Raw genomic sequence first — 14,866 nt, 5'->3', positions numbered from 1 at the left:
TGACAAATGAATGGAAACATGTACAAGTTGATTTAGTAATAATGATTTAAATGTCTAGATAAGGGGATGGAGTATGATTGAATTGGAAATTAGGGTGGAGCATCTTAGTAAAGAACAAATAGGCGATATTGTAGCATTATCTTCTTATATTGGCTGGGATTATAACAGAGAAGAAATTGATACAGTTTTTAACTCAGGTATTGTATACGGCGTATGGAATGAGCGAAAGGAACTTATTGCTAGCGCAGCAATAATATTATACGGGGAGGCGTTGGCATCTATCGGAATGGTAATTGTACATCCAGATTATAAGGGGAGAGGGATTGGAAAGATAATAACGGAAGCGTGCGTTAAAAGCGTATCAGCTCATACTCCAATTATGCTTATTGCTACGGATGAAGGGAAACCTTTATATGAAAAGTTAGGATTTAGGGTAGTAAGCTATGTCTCTAAATATATTTGTAACTCGTACAATGCGAATCATAAATGTGCAGAAAATGAAGAATGTATGATGGTTTATAAAGAGGGTGATTTAGAAGGAATAATAAAAATAGATGAAGGCGCATTTGGGACAAGCCGAAACGAGTTTTTAAAACAAAGAATTATGCAAAGTGAGCAGTGTGTCGTTGTAAAGGATACGGAAGAAAATGTAGTAGGATACGGTATAAGTATACAAACGCCAGAAAATAAAATAATAGGACCAGTCGTTGCTAAAAATAATGCGATGGCAATGAGAATAGTACATGATTTAGCAAGAGGGCATAATGGAAAATTAAGAATGGATGTACCAGAAGGAAAGAACGATTTTATGAAAGAATTAGAGATTGCTGGTTTTAAAAAGGTGAATACACCACCAATTATGATGAAAAATAGTAATCGGTTATTAAAAAGAAATGGTGAACTATATAGTATTGCAGCGCAAATTTTTGGATAAAAAAAGAATCCTTTTAAATGAAGGATTCTTTTTTTATCCCGCTATTTGCCGGGCAGTAAGACTCCCACCCAAAAAATTCAGCGGAAGCAAAGAAGTTAGGTGGGGGATCAACAAACCACCACTGATTAAAGTTTCACTTTATCCAATTTAATCACGATATTGGTCATGAGTTGGCTGAAAGAGGTCTTCCTCGATATCTCTCACCATAGAAAAATTATCAACGTTATAATGACCGTGTAAAGTTTTATTGTGATGACCAATAATTTGTTCTGCAGACAATACGTTAGAATCAGTTGTTGAATGCCCGTTTTTAATTAATGTAACGTCAAATCCTTGTACAGTTGCTGTCCTAACGGCAGTGTCGATACAATGTTCTGTTTTACATCCGCCTATAACAATATGATTAATGTTTTCTTCTTTTAAAAGTTCAAGTAAAGAAGTGCCGTAGAATGAATTGGTTGCTGCTTTATTAATAAGGATTGCAGACTGGGGTACTTGAATTTGATTATGTACTTCAAATCCTTCGCCACTACCAGAAGCAACATCGATATCTCTTACGAAAACAATAAGAGCATTTGAATCTATTGCTTTCTGCAGTGCTATATTTAGTGTAGATAATAGCTCGGTTTTACGAAAAACTGCATTTTCTTGCTCATTTCCATCAATTAATTCTTGTTGAGCGTCGATAATTAATAGTGCTTGTTTCATCGTGTCTCCCCTTTAATATGAAATAAGTTCCACTTTACATATTCCTTCAGATTGTTAGAAAATCCTCCATTGTAAGCGAAGTAGAAGATTGATTTACAAAGTTGTCAAAGAAATTTCATTCTCATAGCGTGTAAAAACATGTATGATAGGAGATGGAGAATTTTTGAGTAGGTGGGAATAACATGCAAACAGTAGAAGATTATCTTTCATTCTTACATACGAAAGGATTTAAATTATCAGAGGAAGCGCAAGGGTTTATTATGTTCGGACAAGGATATACTGGTGCGTCTGATGGGATTGTGAACGCAGCAATAGAAGCGACAATTAAACATCAATTGCAGTTTGATGGTAGTTATTTCGTTGCGTTATTAGAACGATTGAAAGAAGAAGAAATTACAGATAAAAAAAGCGCTAAGGCTTTTATGCGGAAGTTACAAGCGTAACTTCACGCAGCCTGCGCTTCTTTTTTTGTTTTGGAAGGCAATTCAACAAAAATCATGCCTAGAAAAATACATAGACATCCGATAATAGCAGAAATAGAAAGTTGTTCATTTGCAACGAGAACGCCTGTTAAGGCAGCAAAAACGGGCTCCATTGCGAAAATAATCGCTACTCTCGTTGGAGAAGTGTGTTTTTGTGCCGATGTTTGAATGAAAAAAGCAATAGATGTTGCAAACAGGGCAGTTAGAAAGAGTGCGAATAAAAAGGATTGATTCGTCCATAGTGATACGGAAAATAACTTTTCCCAATCTTCAAACAAAAAAGCGCAAATAGAAGAAAATATACCAACAGCTAATACTTGAGATGTGCTTAATAATAAAGGTGATATTCTCTTAGAAAAGAAGCCGTTAATAAGAATATGGGCAGCGAAAGCAACTGCACAACCGAGAACAAGTATATCTCCTATATTTAATTGGAAAGAATCAGCAGCTGTTAATAAGTATAAACCTGTTGTAGCGACAGCAATACCAAGTACGATGAAAATGGTAGCTTTTTGTTTTAAAAAGATAAATGATAAGATTGGGACCATAACAATGCTTAGCCCAGTTAAGAAACCTGCTTTTGAAGATGTTGTATAGAGTAAGCCAAATGTTTGCAATAAATAACCGACAAATAAGAAAAAACCAACGATTATCCCTGCCGTGCTACTATGTTTTATATCTTGTTTTGAAGTTTTTTGTGAGAAAATAATTTGAACGAATAATAAAATAATTCCAGCGAATAAAAAGCGAATACCATTAAACGTAAATGGACCAACGAAAGACATAGCGTTTTGAACGACAACAAACGTAGCTCCCCAAATAAAAGAGACAAATAATAAAGCAAGAGGAGCAATCCACTCTTTTTTCACACTCATACCCCCGTTAATTTTGTAATATAGCTTTTCTAGCTAATTCATCAGCTACTTTATTTTGACTACTTGGAATCCACTTAATAAAAAAGAGATCGAAGTTTTTTATGTACTGCAGTGCTTCATCTAAAAGAGGTGCAAATATTTTATTTTTTGCGTATTCCTTTTCAACAGCCCGTTCGACAAGCTGGGAATCTGTACGAAAAGAGACAGTGCTATAATTATGCTCGATGCAATATTTTAATGCTAGAAGTAAAGCGCGGTATTCTGCTTCATGATTGGACATTGTTCCAAGTGGTAATGATAATTGTACAGGCGGCTGAACGCCTTTAATAAACACTCCTGCACCAGAAGGACCAGGATTTCCTTTTGATGCACCATCAATATATACTTCAATCAAAATGAGAAACCTCCAAATTATAAGATTATCCCCTACTTAAATGCTTTTTGAAGTAGGGGATAGAGTAGTTATCCGATTGTGATGCTATAACAACATGTAAATGTTTCATTCGCTTGTAACGATTGAACTCCCTTTTTGTCCTTGAAATCTTTTGCTGGATTTATTTCATCAGCGATTCCATACCAAGGTTCAATACATAAGAAAGGCGCGTTATCCCCTGGTGTCCATACGCCGACAAATGGGAAGCCATCAAATTCTACTTTTACAAATTTATTATGTTTATGAGAACGAATCGAAATTTCATTCGTATTCATATTTTCAAAAATAAGCGCATCATTTTTGAATAAATCATATGTAAGTGGCAATTCAGTTGTATTTTCAGCGATTAATTGCTTTTTGTTTGAAAGATAAGGTCCTTCTAATACGCTTGTTTCTAAGCGTTCCGAACCATTAAACGATAAATGATAATCTGTAAATGATTCACCATCCAATAAAGGGAAGTTGAAGCCAGGATGTGCTCCGATTGAGAAGAACATCTCTTTTGAAGTAGGATTGTTTACTTCATATGCTACATGAACGATTTGTCCATCTAGCTCATAAGAAACGAGTAGTTCGAATTCGTATGGGTATTTTTTTAATGTTTCTTCATTACTAGTAACGATATAAGTGATTTTTGTTTCGCTTTGTTCTTTCACAGAGAAAGTAAGATCACGAGCGAAACCGTGTTGTGTTAATGAATATGATTTACCGTCTACGTAGTATGTATTATCTACTAATCGGCCGACAATTGGGAACAAAATTGGTGCACGGCGTCCCCAATAAGTAGAATCACCTTGCCATAAATATTCTGTGTTGTCTTCTTTTAAGCGAACGCTCTGTAATTCTGCACCTTTGTCAGAAATGGAAACGATCACTTTTTCATTTTGAATTGTTGCTGTCATGAAGTGAAACCTCCTAAACCTTTCATATGTTTCATTATACGTTGTCTAAAAGGAAAAAGGTAGTTTATGATAGGAATCTATTGACGAAAGAGGGGCTACCACGTAAAATATAATCTTGTTGCTTAAAAAACGAATAACGTGGTTCGAAACCATCCCACGTAAAAAAACTAAGGAGATTTTGTCATGAATATTAGAACTTTAGTCGGTAATGGTATTTTAGCGGCATTATATATTGCTGTTTCTATGCTTATTCAGCCATTTGGCTTTACGAATGTACAATTTCGTATTTCAGAGATGTTTAATCATCTCGTTGTATTTAACAAGAAAGCAATTTACGGAATTGTATTAGGTGTATTTTTAACGAATCTCTTTTTCTCACCTATGATCGCTTACGATTTAGTATTTGGAGTAGGACAATCTATTCTTGCGTTAGTTGCAACGATTATTTCTATGCGATTTATTAAAGGTGTTTGGGCTCGTATGATTTTTAATACAGTTATCTTTACGATTACAATGTTTATGATTGCAATTGAACTTCATCTTGCATTGGGTTTACCATTTATGTTGTCTTGGTTAACTTGTGCAATCGGTGAATTTGTTGTCATGGCGATCGGTATGCCTGTAATGTACTGGATTAATAAGCGAGTACAATTTGAAAGATTTATGTAATAGATGAAAGAGCTATTCCTATAGGGATAGCTCTTTTTGTATGTAATCATATTGAATATAATGCTGTGACTCTAGATAAAATATAATAAAATAAAGTGAGGCTTCAATTAGCCGGATATATATAAGAAGTCTTACATAAGGGGAATGTAGTATGAAATATAAAATTCATTGGTTGTATAAAACGAAGCGTGGATTGCAGACGGAATTAACAACAGAGTATATGAACATAGAAGAAGTACTTCAATTTGCAGAGGATTTTGAGAAAACAGGAAGAGCTAAGGAACTTTTATTTTACGATGAAATGGACGCAGAATGGTCATTAAAAGAGATGAAAAAGTTAAGTAAGCAAGTAGAGGAAGAGCCCCAAGAAATACTCGTTTATTTTGATGGGGGGTATGATGTGCAAACGAAAGAAGCTGGCGTTGGTATATGTGTGTATTATAAAAAAGGAAATACAAACTACCGTATTCGCCGCAATGCATATATAGAAGGTATATATGATAATAATGAAGCGGAATATGCATCATTATTATACGGTATGAATATACTCGAGGAACTAGGGATTAAGTATGAAGCAGTTACACTTCGCGGAGATTCACAAGTGGTACTGCAGCAATTAGCCGGAGAATGGCCTTGTTATGATGAGCATTTAAACCATTATTTAGATCAAATTGAACAAAAGGCGAAGCAAATGAAATTAAAACTTGTATGTGAACCGATATCTAGAAAACAAAATAAAGAAGCACATCAATTAGCAACGCAAGCATTAGAAGGAACAGTTATTGATAGTCATAAAGAAATAACCGAATAGAGAGGTGCAAAGGTGGATAAAAAGCAACTCATTACAGAGGTAAATGACTTATTAGAAACGTATTGTGAAGGATGTTTTTTGCGAGAACATAATCGAAAGACAAATAGTAAGTATTATGCTCATTCATTTTGTATAAGGCAATGTACAGTTGGTGAAACATTGAAAAAGTATGGAGAACAGTTGTCATGAAAAAACATCCAGAGAAAATTCTCTGGATGTTTTTTTAGTGCTTTGCTTCGTTTAATTGCTGCTCGCATTTGCTTAGTTTCTTTTCCTCGTTCATTAAAAATGGTTCATCTAAATCTACTGCAACAGATTTCATAATTTCAAGCTGTGAGCGAGCTGCTTCTACTGCAGTAGTAGCATGCTCTAATGTATCTGGATCCATTGAAATTGTTGCTGAGCCTACCATTTTTTGTGCTGTTTCTACACGGAATTTTACTTCTTCAAAATCATTTACTTCTGATCCCATTGTTACTGCCTCCTTTGTATATTGCGCATTTCACATAGTTTTTGCTCTGTAAAACGGAAATATACAAAGGAATAATAAAGGAGGTTACCAAGTAAGGTAACCTCCTGTTATATGTTGGATTAAAGTTTTACTACGTTAGCAGCTTGAGGTCCGCGGTTACCTTCAGTAATGTCGAAAGATACTTCTTGACCTTCTTCTAAAGCTTTGTAGCCGTCTCCTTGAATAGCAGAGAAATGTACGAATACATCGTCAGCGCCTTCCATTTCGATAAATCCAAAACCTTTTTCGTTGTTAAACCATTTTACTTTTCCTTGCATGTTATAATTCCTCCTAAAAGCGTTTACTATTTTCATTTAGTGAAATTCATTTGAAAAATAATATAAACTAAAAATGCTATATTCTTGAATATTCTGCTAAATGATTAATTTAAATATACACGAATTGGGAGAATTTAGTCAAGTAAGCGATTTTATTTTTTGTATTTTTAAATAATTTTTCAGTCGAATTTTTAAATAGGTATAGGACAGGCCGAGTATGTAATATTCTTAATTGAATGCTATACATAATGAGGTGAAAGAATGAATAAGTCTTACTTATTAGATAATGAAGGAATAAGAACGAGAACCGACATACCGGATTGGGTTGCAAAAGAATTTGAGATTTTTTCAAGTGTCGTGTTAGAACCAACTTTTCCATGTTATTTCGGTTTAACAGCTTTGAAAAAGAATGAACTTCGCTATTCATTTCTTTCTCATAATAATTGGAGTCATTTGCCACATACAATGTTATCTTTTTTAGAGTTAATGAAAGAGAGGCCGATTGTAAGAAGGGGCTTTTTCCTTTTTGTAGAACCGGAATGTGAAGAACAATCACTCGAATATTACCGCGATTCTTTTTGGAAAGTGCTACAGTATTTGCATGAAAACGATGATCAAGCATGGCCAAAGCAAATTCCTGAAGATCCAGACCATTATTTATGGGAATTTTCATTTGGTGGTGAGCCAATATTTGCATTTGGAAATGCGCCAGCTTATAAACAACGAAAAACTAGACATTTAGGGAATGCTCTCGTTATTGGGTTTCAGCCACGCACTATTTTTGATGGATTAGAGGGAGATCGTCCTAAAGGAGCATATTCAAGACAAATGGTCCGTGAGCGAGTTGAAAAGTGGGATCAATTGCCGAAACATCCTAACATTAGTCATTATGGTGACCCAGAGCATCGTGAATGGAAACAATATTTCATAGGAGACGATGTAGAACCAATAAAAGGGAAATGCCCTTTTATTCATAAGATAAAAAAGTAAGAGCCATCACCTAGATGGCTCTTTTGTATATTTTGGATAAAAAAGGGTATTTTATTACGAAAGCTAGTCTATTTTTTCAAATTATATCATTAACTAGTAATAAAGAGAGTAGAAAGGATAGAGCGATGTTTGGAGCAATTATACAGCAAATCGTATTAGGTATTTCATTAGCTGCACCAGTAGGGCCGATTAATATTGAAATGTTAAAACGAGGAATTGAACGTGGGTTTTGGCATGCTTGGGTTGTTGGAATTGGTGGAATGACTGCAGATGTTTTATTTATGTTACTTATTTATTTCGGTTTATCTTCTGTGTTTATGTATACATATGTACAAGCCTTCATGTATTGCACGGGTTTTTTCTTGTTATTTTATTTAGGATTTCAAAGTGTAAAACAAGGAATTTTCCACTCGAATATGGAATATAAAAAAGAAGAGGTAGGTGGCCTTAAGCAATCGTTTATGGCAGGATTTTTAATTGCGATATCCAATCCATTAAATCTTGTTTTTTGGTTTGGTATATACGGAAGTACACTTAGCTCATTACTTACGAAGGTAACGAAACAAGAAGCTTTTTTGTACAGTCTTTGCATTATTGCTGGCATTATTTTATGGAATTTAAATATTGCTTTTTCTGTACATTTTGGAAGAACTTTATTAAAACCAAAAGCACTTGGCTACATAACAGCTGGAGCAGGTATTATTTTAGTAGGTTACTCTATACATTTTGCATACAAAGCTTTACAGTTGTTCACATAAGATTGAAGGGGAGATTTTTATGTATCGAACCACTATTGACGGAAAAGAAATTATCATTACGTTAGCGCCAAAAATCCGAAAAGAAATTACTGATAGAAATCCACTATATGAAGCGGTATTTCATAATGCTGCAAGATTGCTACAAACAAAGCAACCGACGTTTGCAGTAAATCATAAAATATTTGGTCTCATTATTGGAGAAGTGCAAAGAGGAGAAGTAACAGTGTTTGCAGTGGAACATATTATTTCGAAGCAAAATATATTTGGACCAAATAATTTTTTCTCGACAATAGAACAGCAGGCAAATTTGTAAAGTGAATAGAATAAGAATAGAAAAGAAATAGTCGTAACGATATGTTGCGGCTGTTTTTTGGGAAAAGGGGGAAACAAGATGAAGAAAGTGGGGAAAGAGTTCTTTTTACAACATGATATCGTTATTATGTATAGCATTCTATTTATTTTCATTATTATTTTAAAAATGCAATTTTTCTCTTGGGTTGGCATGTTAGCATGTATGTTTGGGATTGTTTTCTATACACTTAATGAATATATGACACATCGTTTTTTATTCCATATAAAACCACCTAAAAACACATTTCTATTAAAAATGTTAAGAAGATTACATTATGATCACCACGTATATCCAGAGGATTTAAAACTTTTGTTTTTACCTGTATGGTTTAGTATACCTAGTTTTACTATTTATTTGCTTATAGCATATGGTATTACAAAAAGTGTTACTATTACACTTTCATTTGGAATCGGAATGATTATCATGCTGCTCGTTTACGAATGGAAACATTATATTGCCCATAGACCGATTCGTCCCGTCACTAAGTTTGGAAGATGGCTAAAAAAACAACATATATTACACCATTATAAAAACGAAAAGTTTTGGTTCGGTGTTTCAAATCCAGTATTCGATTTTATATTTGGAACACTTAAAGACGGAAAAGATGTTGAGTTAAGCGAAACAGCTCGTAATTTAGAAAAGGAAAAAAGGACAAAAGTAGTGCGTTAAGCACTGCTTTTGTCTTAATGAGGAAAAAATAAGTAAGGTGTCACTTTATTTTGAAAAAGTATATTAAAAATTTAGGAGAAATTGCCGAAAAATGTCTATCGAAAAATCTTTGCATGAATGCATGGATTGTCTAAAATAAGTATAAGTTTCTGAATATTTATAAAATTTAGTCTTTAGGTATACAAGGAGGAATTGTATTTCAAGTAAGAGAGGGGATCGGTTAATGAAACGAGATGATACGTCAGCACGTAAGTTGCAAAATGAAGTGAATTATACAGAGGTCGTTCAGTCGGAAGAATTTCAATTGTTATTAAATACGAAAAAGAAGTTTATCGTTCCAATGAGTATTTTCTTTTTTAGTTTTTTTATTGCACTGCCTATTTTAACGTCGTATTCAAAGGTGCTTAATACACCTGCATTTGGTGACGTTACATGGGCGTGGGTATTTGCTTTTTCCCAATTTATCATGACATGGGCACTATGTATGATTTATAGCAAAAAAGCAGAATCATTTGATGAAATCTCCCAAAAAATTCTGCAAGATATGCAAAAAAGGAGGGGCTGAACTTGAATACTACTGCATTTGCACTATTTTTAATTATTGTTCTTGGTACGCTCGTCATAACATATTTTGCATCGAAAAAAACGAAAAATGCGAGTGAATTTTATACGGCTGGAGGGGGATTAACTGGTTGGCAAAATGGTCTGGCCATCGCTGGAGATTACATGTCTGCTGCTTCATTTCTTGGTATAGCCGGAGCAATCGCATTAACTGGGTTTGATGGATTCTTTTATAGTATTGGTTTTTTAGTTGCTTATTTAGTTGTACTATATCTTGTTGCAGAACCGCTTAGAAATCTAGGAAAGTACACTTTGGCGGATATGATTGCAGCACGCTTTGATGCGAAAAAAGTTCGCGGAGTTGCAGCTCTTAATACGATGACGATTTCTATCTTTTATATGATTGCACAATTAGTTGGCGCGGGTGCACTTATTAAATTATTATTAGGGATTGAATATACGACATCTGTATTAATCGTTGGAACACTTATGACGGTGTATGTTATTTTTGGAGGTATGACAGCAACGAGCTGGGTACAAATCGTAAAGGCTGTATTGCTTATGGCTGGTACGTTTATTATTTCTGTTATCGTTTTCGCAAAATTCAACTTCAGCGTGACTGAAATGTTCGCTCAAATGAAAACAGCTACACCTTTAAAAGATTCATTTTTAAATCCAGGTGTAAAGTATAAGGATGGTCTTGATACACTTTCTTTAAATTTAGGACTAGTACTTGGTACAGCTGGATTACCGCATATACTTGTCCGATTTTTTACAGTACGTGATGCAAAAACTGCGCGTCAATCTGTCGTATATGCGACGTGGTTAATTGGTGCATTTTATATTATGACGATTTTCTTAGGATTTGGTGCGGCAGCGTTTGTAGGAAATGAAGCGATTATTAAAGCGAACCCAGCTGGTAATATGGCGGCACCTTTATTAGCCAAAGTGTTAGGTGGAGACTTCTTATTTGCTTTCGTATCAGCAATTGCTTTTGCAACGATTTTGGCTGTAGTGGCAGGTCTTGTATTAACGGCAGCATCAGCATTCGCTCATGATTTTTATAATGAAATCATTCGTAAAGGAAAATCAACGGAAAAAGAGCAAGTATCCATGGCTCGTTATGCATCTATTGGAGTAGCGATACTATCTATCATACTTGCATTATTTGCCCAAACATTAAACGTAGCATTTTTAGTATCATTAGCATTTGCAGTTGCAGCGAGTGCAAATCTACCAGTAATTTTATTTACAATATATTGGAAGCGTTTTAATACAACGGGTGCTATTTCGGGTATGATTGTAGGTCTCGTATCAGCAATTGTTCTCGTAGCGTTGAGTCCGAATGTTTGGAACCCTGTAGCTGGAAAAGCTATTTTTGTTGGGGAAGCGTTATTCCCATATACGACACCAGGAATTATTTCAATTCCACTCGGATTTCTTGCAGCATATTTAGGAACGGTTTTATCTAGTAAGAAAGAAGATGCAGCGAAATTTGATGAAATTCTAGTGAAATCTAATACTGGTCATGGCATTAGCGATGCGTCTTCACATTAAATAAAAGAGGAGCTTTTCGATAGATAAGAAAAGCTCTTTTTTCTTTTGTCATTTTCTTGTAAATATTACTGATTTGTAAGTAGGATTTGTCTTAATTTTGTGGAATGAAAATAGCAGGGAGAAATTTAAGTCATCATGGCACCAGCGCAGCTTTTGTGAAAAATAAGTTGTTATGGAAGGTGGAAGTAATGATGAAAACGAAGCAAACTGATGAATTATTAGCAAAAGATGAGCAATATGTTTGGCACGGAATGCGTCCCTTTAGTCCAAATAGTACAATGGTAGGGGCAAAAGCTGAAGGGTGCTGGGTTGAAGATATACAAGGAAAAAGATATTTAGATGGTATGAGTGGCCTTTGGTGTGTGAATAGTGGATATGGAAGAAAAGAGCTCGCAGAAGCGGCTTATAAGCAATTACAAACATTATCATACTTTCCAATGTCACAATCCCATGAGCCAGCTATAAAGCTTGCTGAAAAGTTAAATGAGTGGCTTGGGGGAGAGTATGTTATTTTCTTCTCAAATAGTGGTTCAGAAGCGAACGAAACAGCTTTTAAAATAGCAAGACAATACTATGCTCAAAAAGGTGAACCACATCGTTATAAATTTATGTCACGTTACCGTGGGTATCACGGGAATACAATGGCGACAATGGCAGCGACGGGACAAGCGCAGCGTAGATATCAATATGAGCCGTTTGCTTCAGGTTTTTTACATGTAACACCACCGGATTGTTACCGTATGCCTGAAATTGAAGGGCAGCATATTTATGATGTAGAATGTGTGAAAGAAGTCGATCGTGTTATGACGTGGGAATTAAGTGAAACAATTGCTGCGTTTATTATGGAACCTATTATTACAGGCGGGGGCATATTAATGCCACCACAAGACTATATGAAAGCTGTTCATGAGACGTGTCAAAAACACGGTGCCTTGCTTATTAGTGATGAAGTGATTTGCGGTTTTGGACGTACAGGAAAAGCATTCGGATTTATGAATTATGATGTGAAGCCAGATATTATTACAATGGCAAAAGGTATTACGAGCGCATATTTACCATTATCTGCAACAGCTGTGAAAAAAGAAATATATGAGGCTTTTAAAGGTAAAGGAGAATATGAATTTTTCCGCCATATTAATACATTTGGTGGGAATCCAGCAGCTTGTGCATTAGCACTTAAAAATTTAGAGATTATGGAAAATGAAAATTTAATTGAGCGATCTGCACAAATGGGTTCCCTTTTATTAGAGCAACTAAAAGATGAAATTGGGGAACATCCACTTGTTGGGAATATTAGAGGAAAAGGTCTATTAGTTGGGATTGAATTAGTAAATGATAAAGAGACGAAAGAGCCAATTGATAATGATAAAATAGCAAGTGTTGTAAATGCTTGTAAAGAAAAGGGCTTAATTATAGGACGAAACGGTATGACAACAGCAGGATATAATAACGTTTTAACATTAGCGCCGCCTCTTGTTATTTCAAGTGAAGAGATTGCTTTCGTTGTTGGAACGTTGAAGACAGCGATGGAGCGTATTTAATAAATAGAGAGAGGAGCGAGCTGTAATATAAGGCTCGCTCTTGTTTAGTAGGAGGGGACTTTTAATGGAGAAATATGATCCTAACAAACATTATCACATCGGATATTATGAAGACGGATATGATTTAGAAGTGACGGCGTACAAAAGAATAAATGAACCAGTTTGGGATGCTTATATTCCGCACTATGAGGCAGACTATTTTTATAAGAAAGTGGAGGGAATGAAGCTAGGTAAATATATAGATAATTATGGCATTATGGTGTATTCATTTGGGAATGATATTGATGATGATGAAGCACGAATTATTTTTGAAAAATGGTTAAAAAAGAACGGGATTGTTTAAAGATAAAACAAAAAGGAGATTGCTATCTTATAAAATAGCAATCTCCTTTTATTATAGTAAATTTATTTACTTGCTTTCATTGCTTTATCTTTTGCACCAAAAGTGTATTTTAACATTGGTGGTGTAATCATTGTAGTTAAAATAACGACAATAACGATTGCTGTAAAGTAATCTTGTGCCAATAGACCTGAAGAAAGTCCTGTTCCTGCGATGATAAGTGCAACTTCACCACGAGAAACCATTCCAGCACCGATAATTGCAGAAGACTTAGCGTCAAATCCAGTCATTCGAGCACCGAATCCACAGCCGATTAATTTCGTTAATACAGCGATAACAGTTAATGCTAAGATGAACCAAATTTGATTGCCGATACCGTCAAATGTAATATTCATACCGATACTAACGAAGAATACGGGAACGAACATAGCGTAAGCAATTGGTTCTACTTTCTTTTCTACTTCATGTTTGTAGTTTGTTTGAGAAATTGCAATACCAGCAGCGAAAGCACCGATAATACCAGCAATTCCTAATAATTCGCCGAAATATGCGAATGAGAAACAGATGATAAGAGCCGCGCTCACGATAGACTCAGATACGCGCAGTGGTGATAACCAGCGCATAATCGCAGGAACACCTTTCCATCCGATTAAAATAATAGAAGCGAAGAATACTACTTTCTTCAAGATAACCATTGTTAAGTTAACATCATCAGTACCTAAGAAGCTCATTGCAAATGCTAATAAAATAACAACAAGAATGTCATCAAATACAGCGGCTCCAAGCATCGTCGTACTTTCACGTGTTTTCATTTTACCTAAATCACGAAGTGTTTGTACGGAAATACTAACACTTGTCGCACATAGAAGTAATCCTAAGAATACAGCGTTTCCTTGTTCCATTCCCATCACAAGACCGGAAACGTAACCACCTACGAATGGAAGAATGATACCTCCGAGTGCAACTGCTAAAGAAGAATTACGATTTGCGTTTAATTCTTCTAAGTCTGTTTCAAGTCCAGCCATAAACATTAAAAGAATAACTCCGACATTACTTAATTGAGTTAGAAGCTCTGAATTTTCAATCCAACCTAATACAGCTGGACCGATAACGATACCGACAATTAATTTACCTAGTACAGAAGGTTGACCTAATCTAACACTAAGATCACCAGCAAGCTTTGTACTTAATAAAATAAGTGCAATTTGAAAGAAAAATTCGAATTCCATCTGATCCTCTCCTCGTCATTTTTAATTTTATCATACGATTTCTCGGAATTTGCCTAATGAAAATATGTAAAACCCATTAAACAAAAGGGTCTGATTACAAGTTCTTTTGAACTCGTAATTTGAACCTGTAATTAATATATAATAAAATTTATTAAAAATCAATGAAAAAATAGCAGATTTTCATGATGGAATTTGATTTAGGTATGAAGGGAATGGCTATATAATAAGAAGAAATAAGGCAATATTTTTAATGAATTGGAGAAGGA

The 14,866-nt window shown here is 34.9% G+C and carries 20 protein-coding genes and 1 riboswitch; of the genes, 13 read left to right on the top strand and 7 right to left on the bottom strand.

Annotated elements, in window-relative coordinates; translation table 11 throughout:
• The first annotated feature begins 73 nt into the window (after positions 1-73).
• Positions 74-934, top strand: coding sequence for a GNAT family N-acetyltransferase (locus IBT51_RS02700; RefSeq protein WP_200457996.1), 861 nt, complete (start codon positions 74-76; stop codon positions 932-934).
• 147 nt (positions 935-1,081) lie between these two features.
• Here the strand turns inward: IBT51_RS02700 and IBT51_RS02695 are convergent, their stop codons facing one another.
• Positions 1,082-1,642, bottom strand: a complete 561-nt coding sequence (locus IBT51_RS02695) for a cysteine hydrolase family protein (RefSeq protein WP_000806310.1) — start codon at positions 1,640-1,642, stop codon at positions 1,082-1,084.
• A gap of 182 nt (positions 1,643-1,824) precedes the next feature.
• Here IBT51_RS02695 and IBT51_RS02690 point away from each other — a divergent pair, with 182 nt between their 5' ends.
• A complete protein-coding gene (locus tag IBT51_RS02690) occupies positions 1,825-2,085 on the top strand; it encodes a DUF6123 family protein (RefSeq protein WP_001195212.1) in 261 nt (86 codons plus the stop codon).
• Between the two features lie 2 nt (positions 2,086-2,087).
• Here the strand turns inward: IBT51_RS02690 and IBT51_RS02685 are convergent, their stop codons facing one another.
• The 3 genes from IBT51_RS02685 to IBT51_RS02675 all read right to left on the bottom strand — a co-directional run bounded on the left by IBT51_RS02685 (position 2,088) and on the right by IBT51_RS02675 (position 4,334).
• Positions 2,088-2,993, bottom strand: a complete 906-nt coding sequence (locus IBT51_RS02685; protein WP_140155650.1) for a DMT family transporter — start codon at positions 2,991-2,993, stop codon at positions 2,088-2,090.
• Between the two features lie 13 nt (positions 2,994-3,006).
• On the bottom strand, positions 3,007-3,393 hold the full coding sequence (locus IBT51_RS02680) for a reverse transcriptase-like protein (protein WP_000573877.1): 387 nt from the start codon (positions 3,391-3,393) through the stop codon (positions 3,007-3,009).
• A gap of 68 nt (positions 3,394-3,461) precedes the next feature.
• Complete coding sequence (locus tag IBT51_RS02675; protein ID WP_200457995.1) at positions 3,462-4,334, bottom strand: aldose 1-epimerase family protein; 873 nt, start codon at positions 4,332-4,334, stop codon at positions 3,462-3,464.
• Positions 4,335-4,466: 132 nt separating this feature from the next.
• A riboswitch (PreQ1 riboswitch) is annotated at positions 4,467-4,511 on the top strand.
• Between the two features lie 6 nt (positions 4,512-4,517).
• Between IBT51_RS02675 and IBT51_RS02670 the strand changes: the two genes are divergently transcribed.
• The 3 genes from IBT51_RS02670 (at position 4,518) to IBT51_RS02660 (ending at position 6,003) form a co-directional block, all read left to right on the top strand.
• Positions 4,518-5,003, top strand: coding sequence for a QueT transporter family protein (locus IBT51_RS02670; protein ID WP_001026474.1), 486 nt, complete (start codon positions 4,518-4,520; stop codon positions 5,001-5,003).
• Between the two features lie 151 nt (positions 5,004-5,154).
• Positions 5,155-5,814, top strand: coding sequence for a ribonuclease H family protein (locus tag IBT51_RS02665; protein WP_000875548.1), 660 nt, complete (start codon positions 5,155-5,157; stop codon positions 5,812-5,814).
• Positions 5,815-5,826: 12 nt separating this feature from the next.
• Positions 5,827-6,003 carry a zinc-finger domain-containing protein gene (locus tag IBT51_RS02660; RefSeq protein WP_000358801.1) on the top strand — a complete coding sequence of 59 codons (177 nt, stop codon included), beginning with the start codon at positions 5,827-5,829 and terminating at the stop codon, positions 6,001-6,003.
• A 34-nt stretch (positions 6,004-6,037) separates the two neighbouring features.
• Here IBT51_RS02660 and IBT51_RS02655 read toward each other — a convergent pair whose 3' ends face one another.
• A complete protein-coding gene (locus IBT51_RS02655) occupies positions 6,038-6,286 on the bottom strand; it encodes a DUF2564 family protein (RefSeq protein ID WP_000534400.1) in 249 nt (82 codons plus the stop codon).
• 119 nt (positions 6,287-6,405) lie between these two features.
• Positions 6,406-6,603 carry a cold shock-like protein CspB gene (gene cspB / locus IBT51_RS02650; RefSeq protein WP_001161731.1) on the bottom strand — a complete coding sequence of 66 codons (198 nt, stop codon included), beginning with the start codon at positions 6,601-6,603 and terminating at the stop codon, positions 6,406-6,408.
• A 261-nt stretch (positions 6,604-6,864) separates the two neighbouring features.
• Here cspB and IBT51_RS02645 point away from each other — a divergent pair, with 261 nt between their 5' ends.
• The 8 genes from IBT51_RS02645 to IBT51_RS02610 all read left to right on the top strand — a co-directional run bounded on the left by IBT51_RS02645 (position 6,865) and on the right by IBT51_RS02610 (position 13,374).
• A complete protein-coding gene (locus IBT51_RS02645) occupies positions 6,865-7,593 on the top strand; it encodes a YqcI/YcgG family protein (protein ID WP_200457994.1) in 729 nt (242 codons plus the stop codon).
• 14 nt (positions 7,594-7,607) lie between these two features.
• A complete protein-coding gene (locus IBT51_RS02640) occupies positions 7,608-8,351 on the top strand; it encodes a LysE family transporter (RefSeq protein WP_016513073.1) in 744 nt (247 codons plus the stop codon).
• A 19-nt stretch (positions 8,352-8,370) separates the two neighbouring features.
• A complete protein-coding gene (locus tag IBT51_RS02635) occupies positions 8,371-8,664 on the top strand; it encodes a cytoplasmic protein (protein WP_200457993.1) in 294 nt (97 codons plus the stop codon).
• A 78-nt stretch (positions 8,665-8,742) separates the two neighbouring features.
• The gene (locus IBT51_RS02630) at positions 8,743-9,372 is read left to right on the top strand and encodes a sterol desaturase family protein (protein WP_200457992.1); all 630 of its coding nucleotides are present in this window, start codon (positions 8,743-8,745) and stop codon (positions 9,370-9,372) included.
• A gap of 223 nt (positions 9,373-9,595) precedes the next feature.
• Positions 9,596-9,937: a DUF485 domain-containing protein gene (locus IBT51_RS02625; RefSeq protein ID WP_048565245.1), complete on the top strand. Its 342-nt coding sequence runs from the start codon at positions 9,596-9,598 to the stop codon at positions 9,935-9,937.
• A gap of 2 nt (positions 9,938-9,939) precedes the next feature.
• Positions 9,940-11,490 carry a solute symporter family protein gene (locus tag IBT51_RS02620; protein ID WP_234465779.1) on the top strand — a complete coding sequence of 517 codons (1,551 nt, stop codon included), beginning with the start codon at positions 9,940-9,942 and terminating at the stop codon, positions 11,488-11,490.
• 191 nt (positions 11,491-11,681) lie between these two features.
• A complete protein-coding gene (locus IBT51_RS02615; RefSeq protein WP_000850962.1) occupies positions 11,682-13,031 on the top strand; it encodes an aspartate aminotransferase family protein in 1,350 nt (449 codons plus the stop codon).
• A gap of 64 nt (positions 13,032-13,095) precedes the next feature.
• On the top strand, positions 13,096-13,374 hold the full coding sequence (locus IBT51_RS02610; protein WP_200457991.1) for a DUF3986 family protein: 279 nt from the start codon (positions 13,096-13,098) through the stop codon (positions 13,372-13,374).
• 62 nt (positions 13,375-13,436) lie between these two features.
• On the opposite strand, the gene IBT51_RS02605 is transcribed toward IBT51_RS02610, so the two are convergent.
• On the bottom strand, positions 13,437-14,600 hold the full coding sequence (locus IBT51_RS02605; protein WP_000393901.1) for a cation:proton antiporter: 1,164 nt from the start codon (positions 14,598-14,600) through the stop codon (positions 13,437-13,439).
• Positions 14,601-14,866 lie beyond the last annotated feature (266 nt).

Source organism: Bacillus sp. S71 (genome assembly GCF_016625265.1).
In the GTDB taxonomy this organism is placed as follows: Bacteria; Bacillota; Bacilli; order Bacillales; family Bacillaceae_G; genus Bacillus_A; species Bacillus_A cereus.
This window is presented reverse-complemented; position numbering and strand designations above follow the sequence as displayed.

Coding starts and splice junctions, on each gene's coding strand:
- IBT51_RS02700 (WP_200457996.1), top strand. CDS start 74: ATGATTGAATTGGAAATTAGGGTGGAGCATCTTAGTAAAGAACAAATA.
- IBT51_RS02695 (WP_000806310.1), bottom strand. CDS start 1,642: ATGAAACAAGCACTATTAATTATCGACGCTCAACAAGAATTAATTGAT.
- IBT51_RS02690 (WP_001195212.1), top strand. CDS start 1,825: ATGCAAACAGTAGAAGATTATCTTTCATTCTTACATACGAAAGGATTT.
- IBT51_RS02675 (WP_200457995.1), bottom strand. CDS start 4,334: ATGACAGCAACAATTCAAAATGAAAAAGTGATCGTTTCCATTTCTGAC.
- IBT51_RS02670 (WP_001026474.1), top strand. CDS start 4,518: ATGAATATTAGAACTTTAGTCGGTAATGGTATTTTAGCGGCATTATAT.
- IBT51_RS02665 (WP_000875548.1), top strand. CDS start 5,155: ATGAAATATAAAATTCATTGGTTGTATAAAACGAAGCGTGGATTGCAG.
- IBT51_RS02655 (WP_000534400.1), bottom strand. CDS start 6,286: ATGGGATCAGAAGTAAATGATTTTGAAGAAGTAAAATTCCGTGTAGAA.
- cspB (WP_001161731.1), bottom strand. CDS start 6,603: ATGCAAGGAAAAGTAAAATGGTTTAACAACGAAAAAGGTTTTGGATTT.
- IBT51_RS02645 (WP_200457994.1), top strand. CDS start 6,865: ATGAATAAGTCTTACTTATTAGATAATGAAGGAATAAGAACGAGAACC.
- IBT51_RS02640 (WP_016513073.1), top strand. CDS start 7,608: ATGGCTCTTTTGTATATTTTGGATAAAAAAGGGTATTTTATTACGAAA.
- IBT51_RS02635 (WP_200457993.1), top strand. CDS start 8,371: ATGTATCGAACCACTATTGACGGAAAAGAAATTATCATTACGTTAGCG.
- IBT51_RS02630 (WP_200457992.1), top strand. CDS start 8,743: ATGAAGAAAGTGGGGAAAGAGTTCTTTTTACAACATGATATCGTTATT.
- IBT51_RS02625 (WP_048565245.1), top strand. CDS start 9,596: ATGAAACGAGATGATACGTCAGCACGTAAGTTGCAAAATGAAGTGAAT.
- IBT51_RS02615 (WP_000850962.1), top strand. CDS start 11,682: ATGAAAACGAAGCAAACTGATGAATTATTAGCAAAAGATGAGCAATAT.
- IBT51_RS02610 (WP_200457991.1), top strand. CDS start 13,096: ATGGAGAAATATGATCCTAACAAACATTATCACATCGGATATTATGAA.
- IBT51_RS02605 (WP_000393901.1), bottom strand. CDS start 14,600: ATGGAATTCGAATTTTTCTTTCAAATTGCACTTATTTTATTAAGTACA.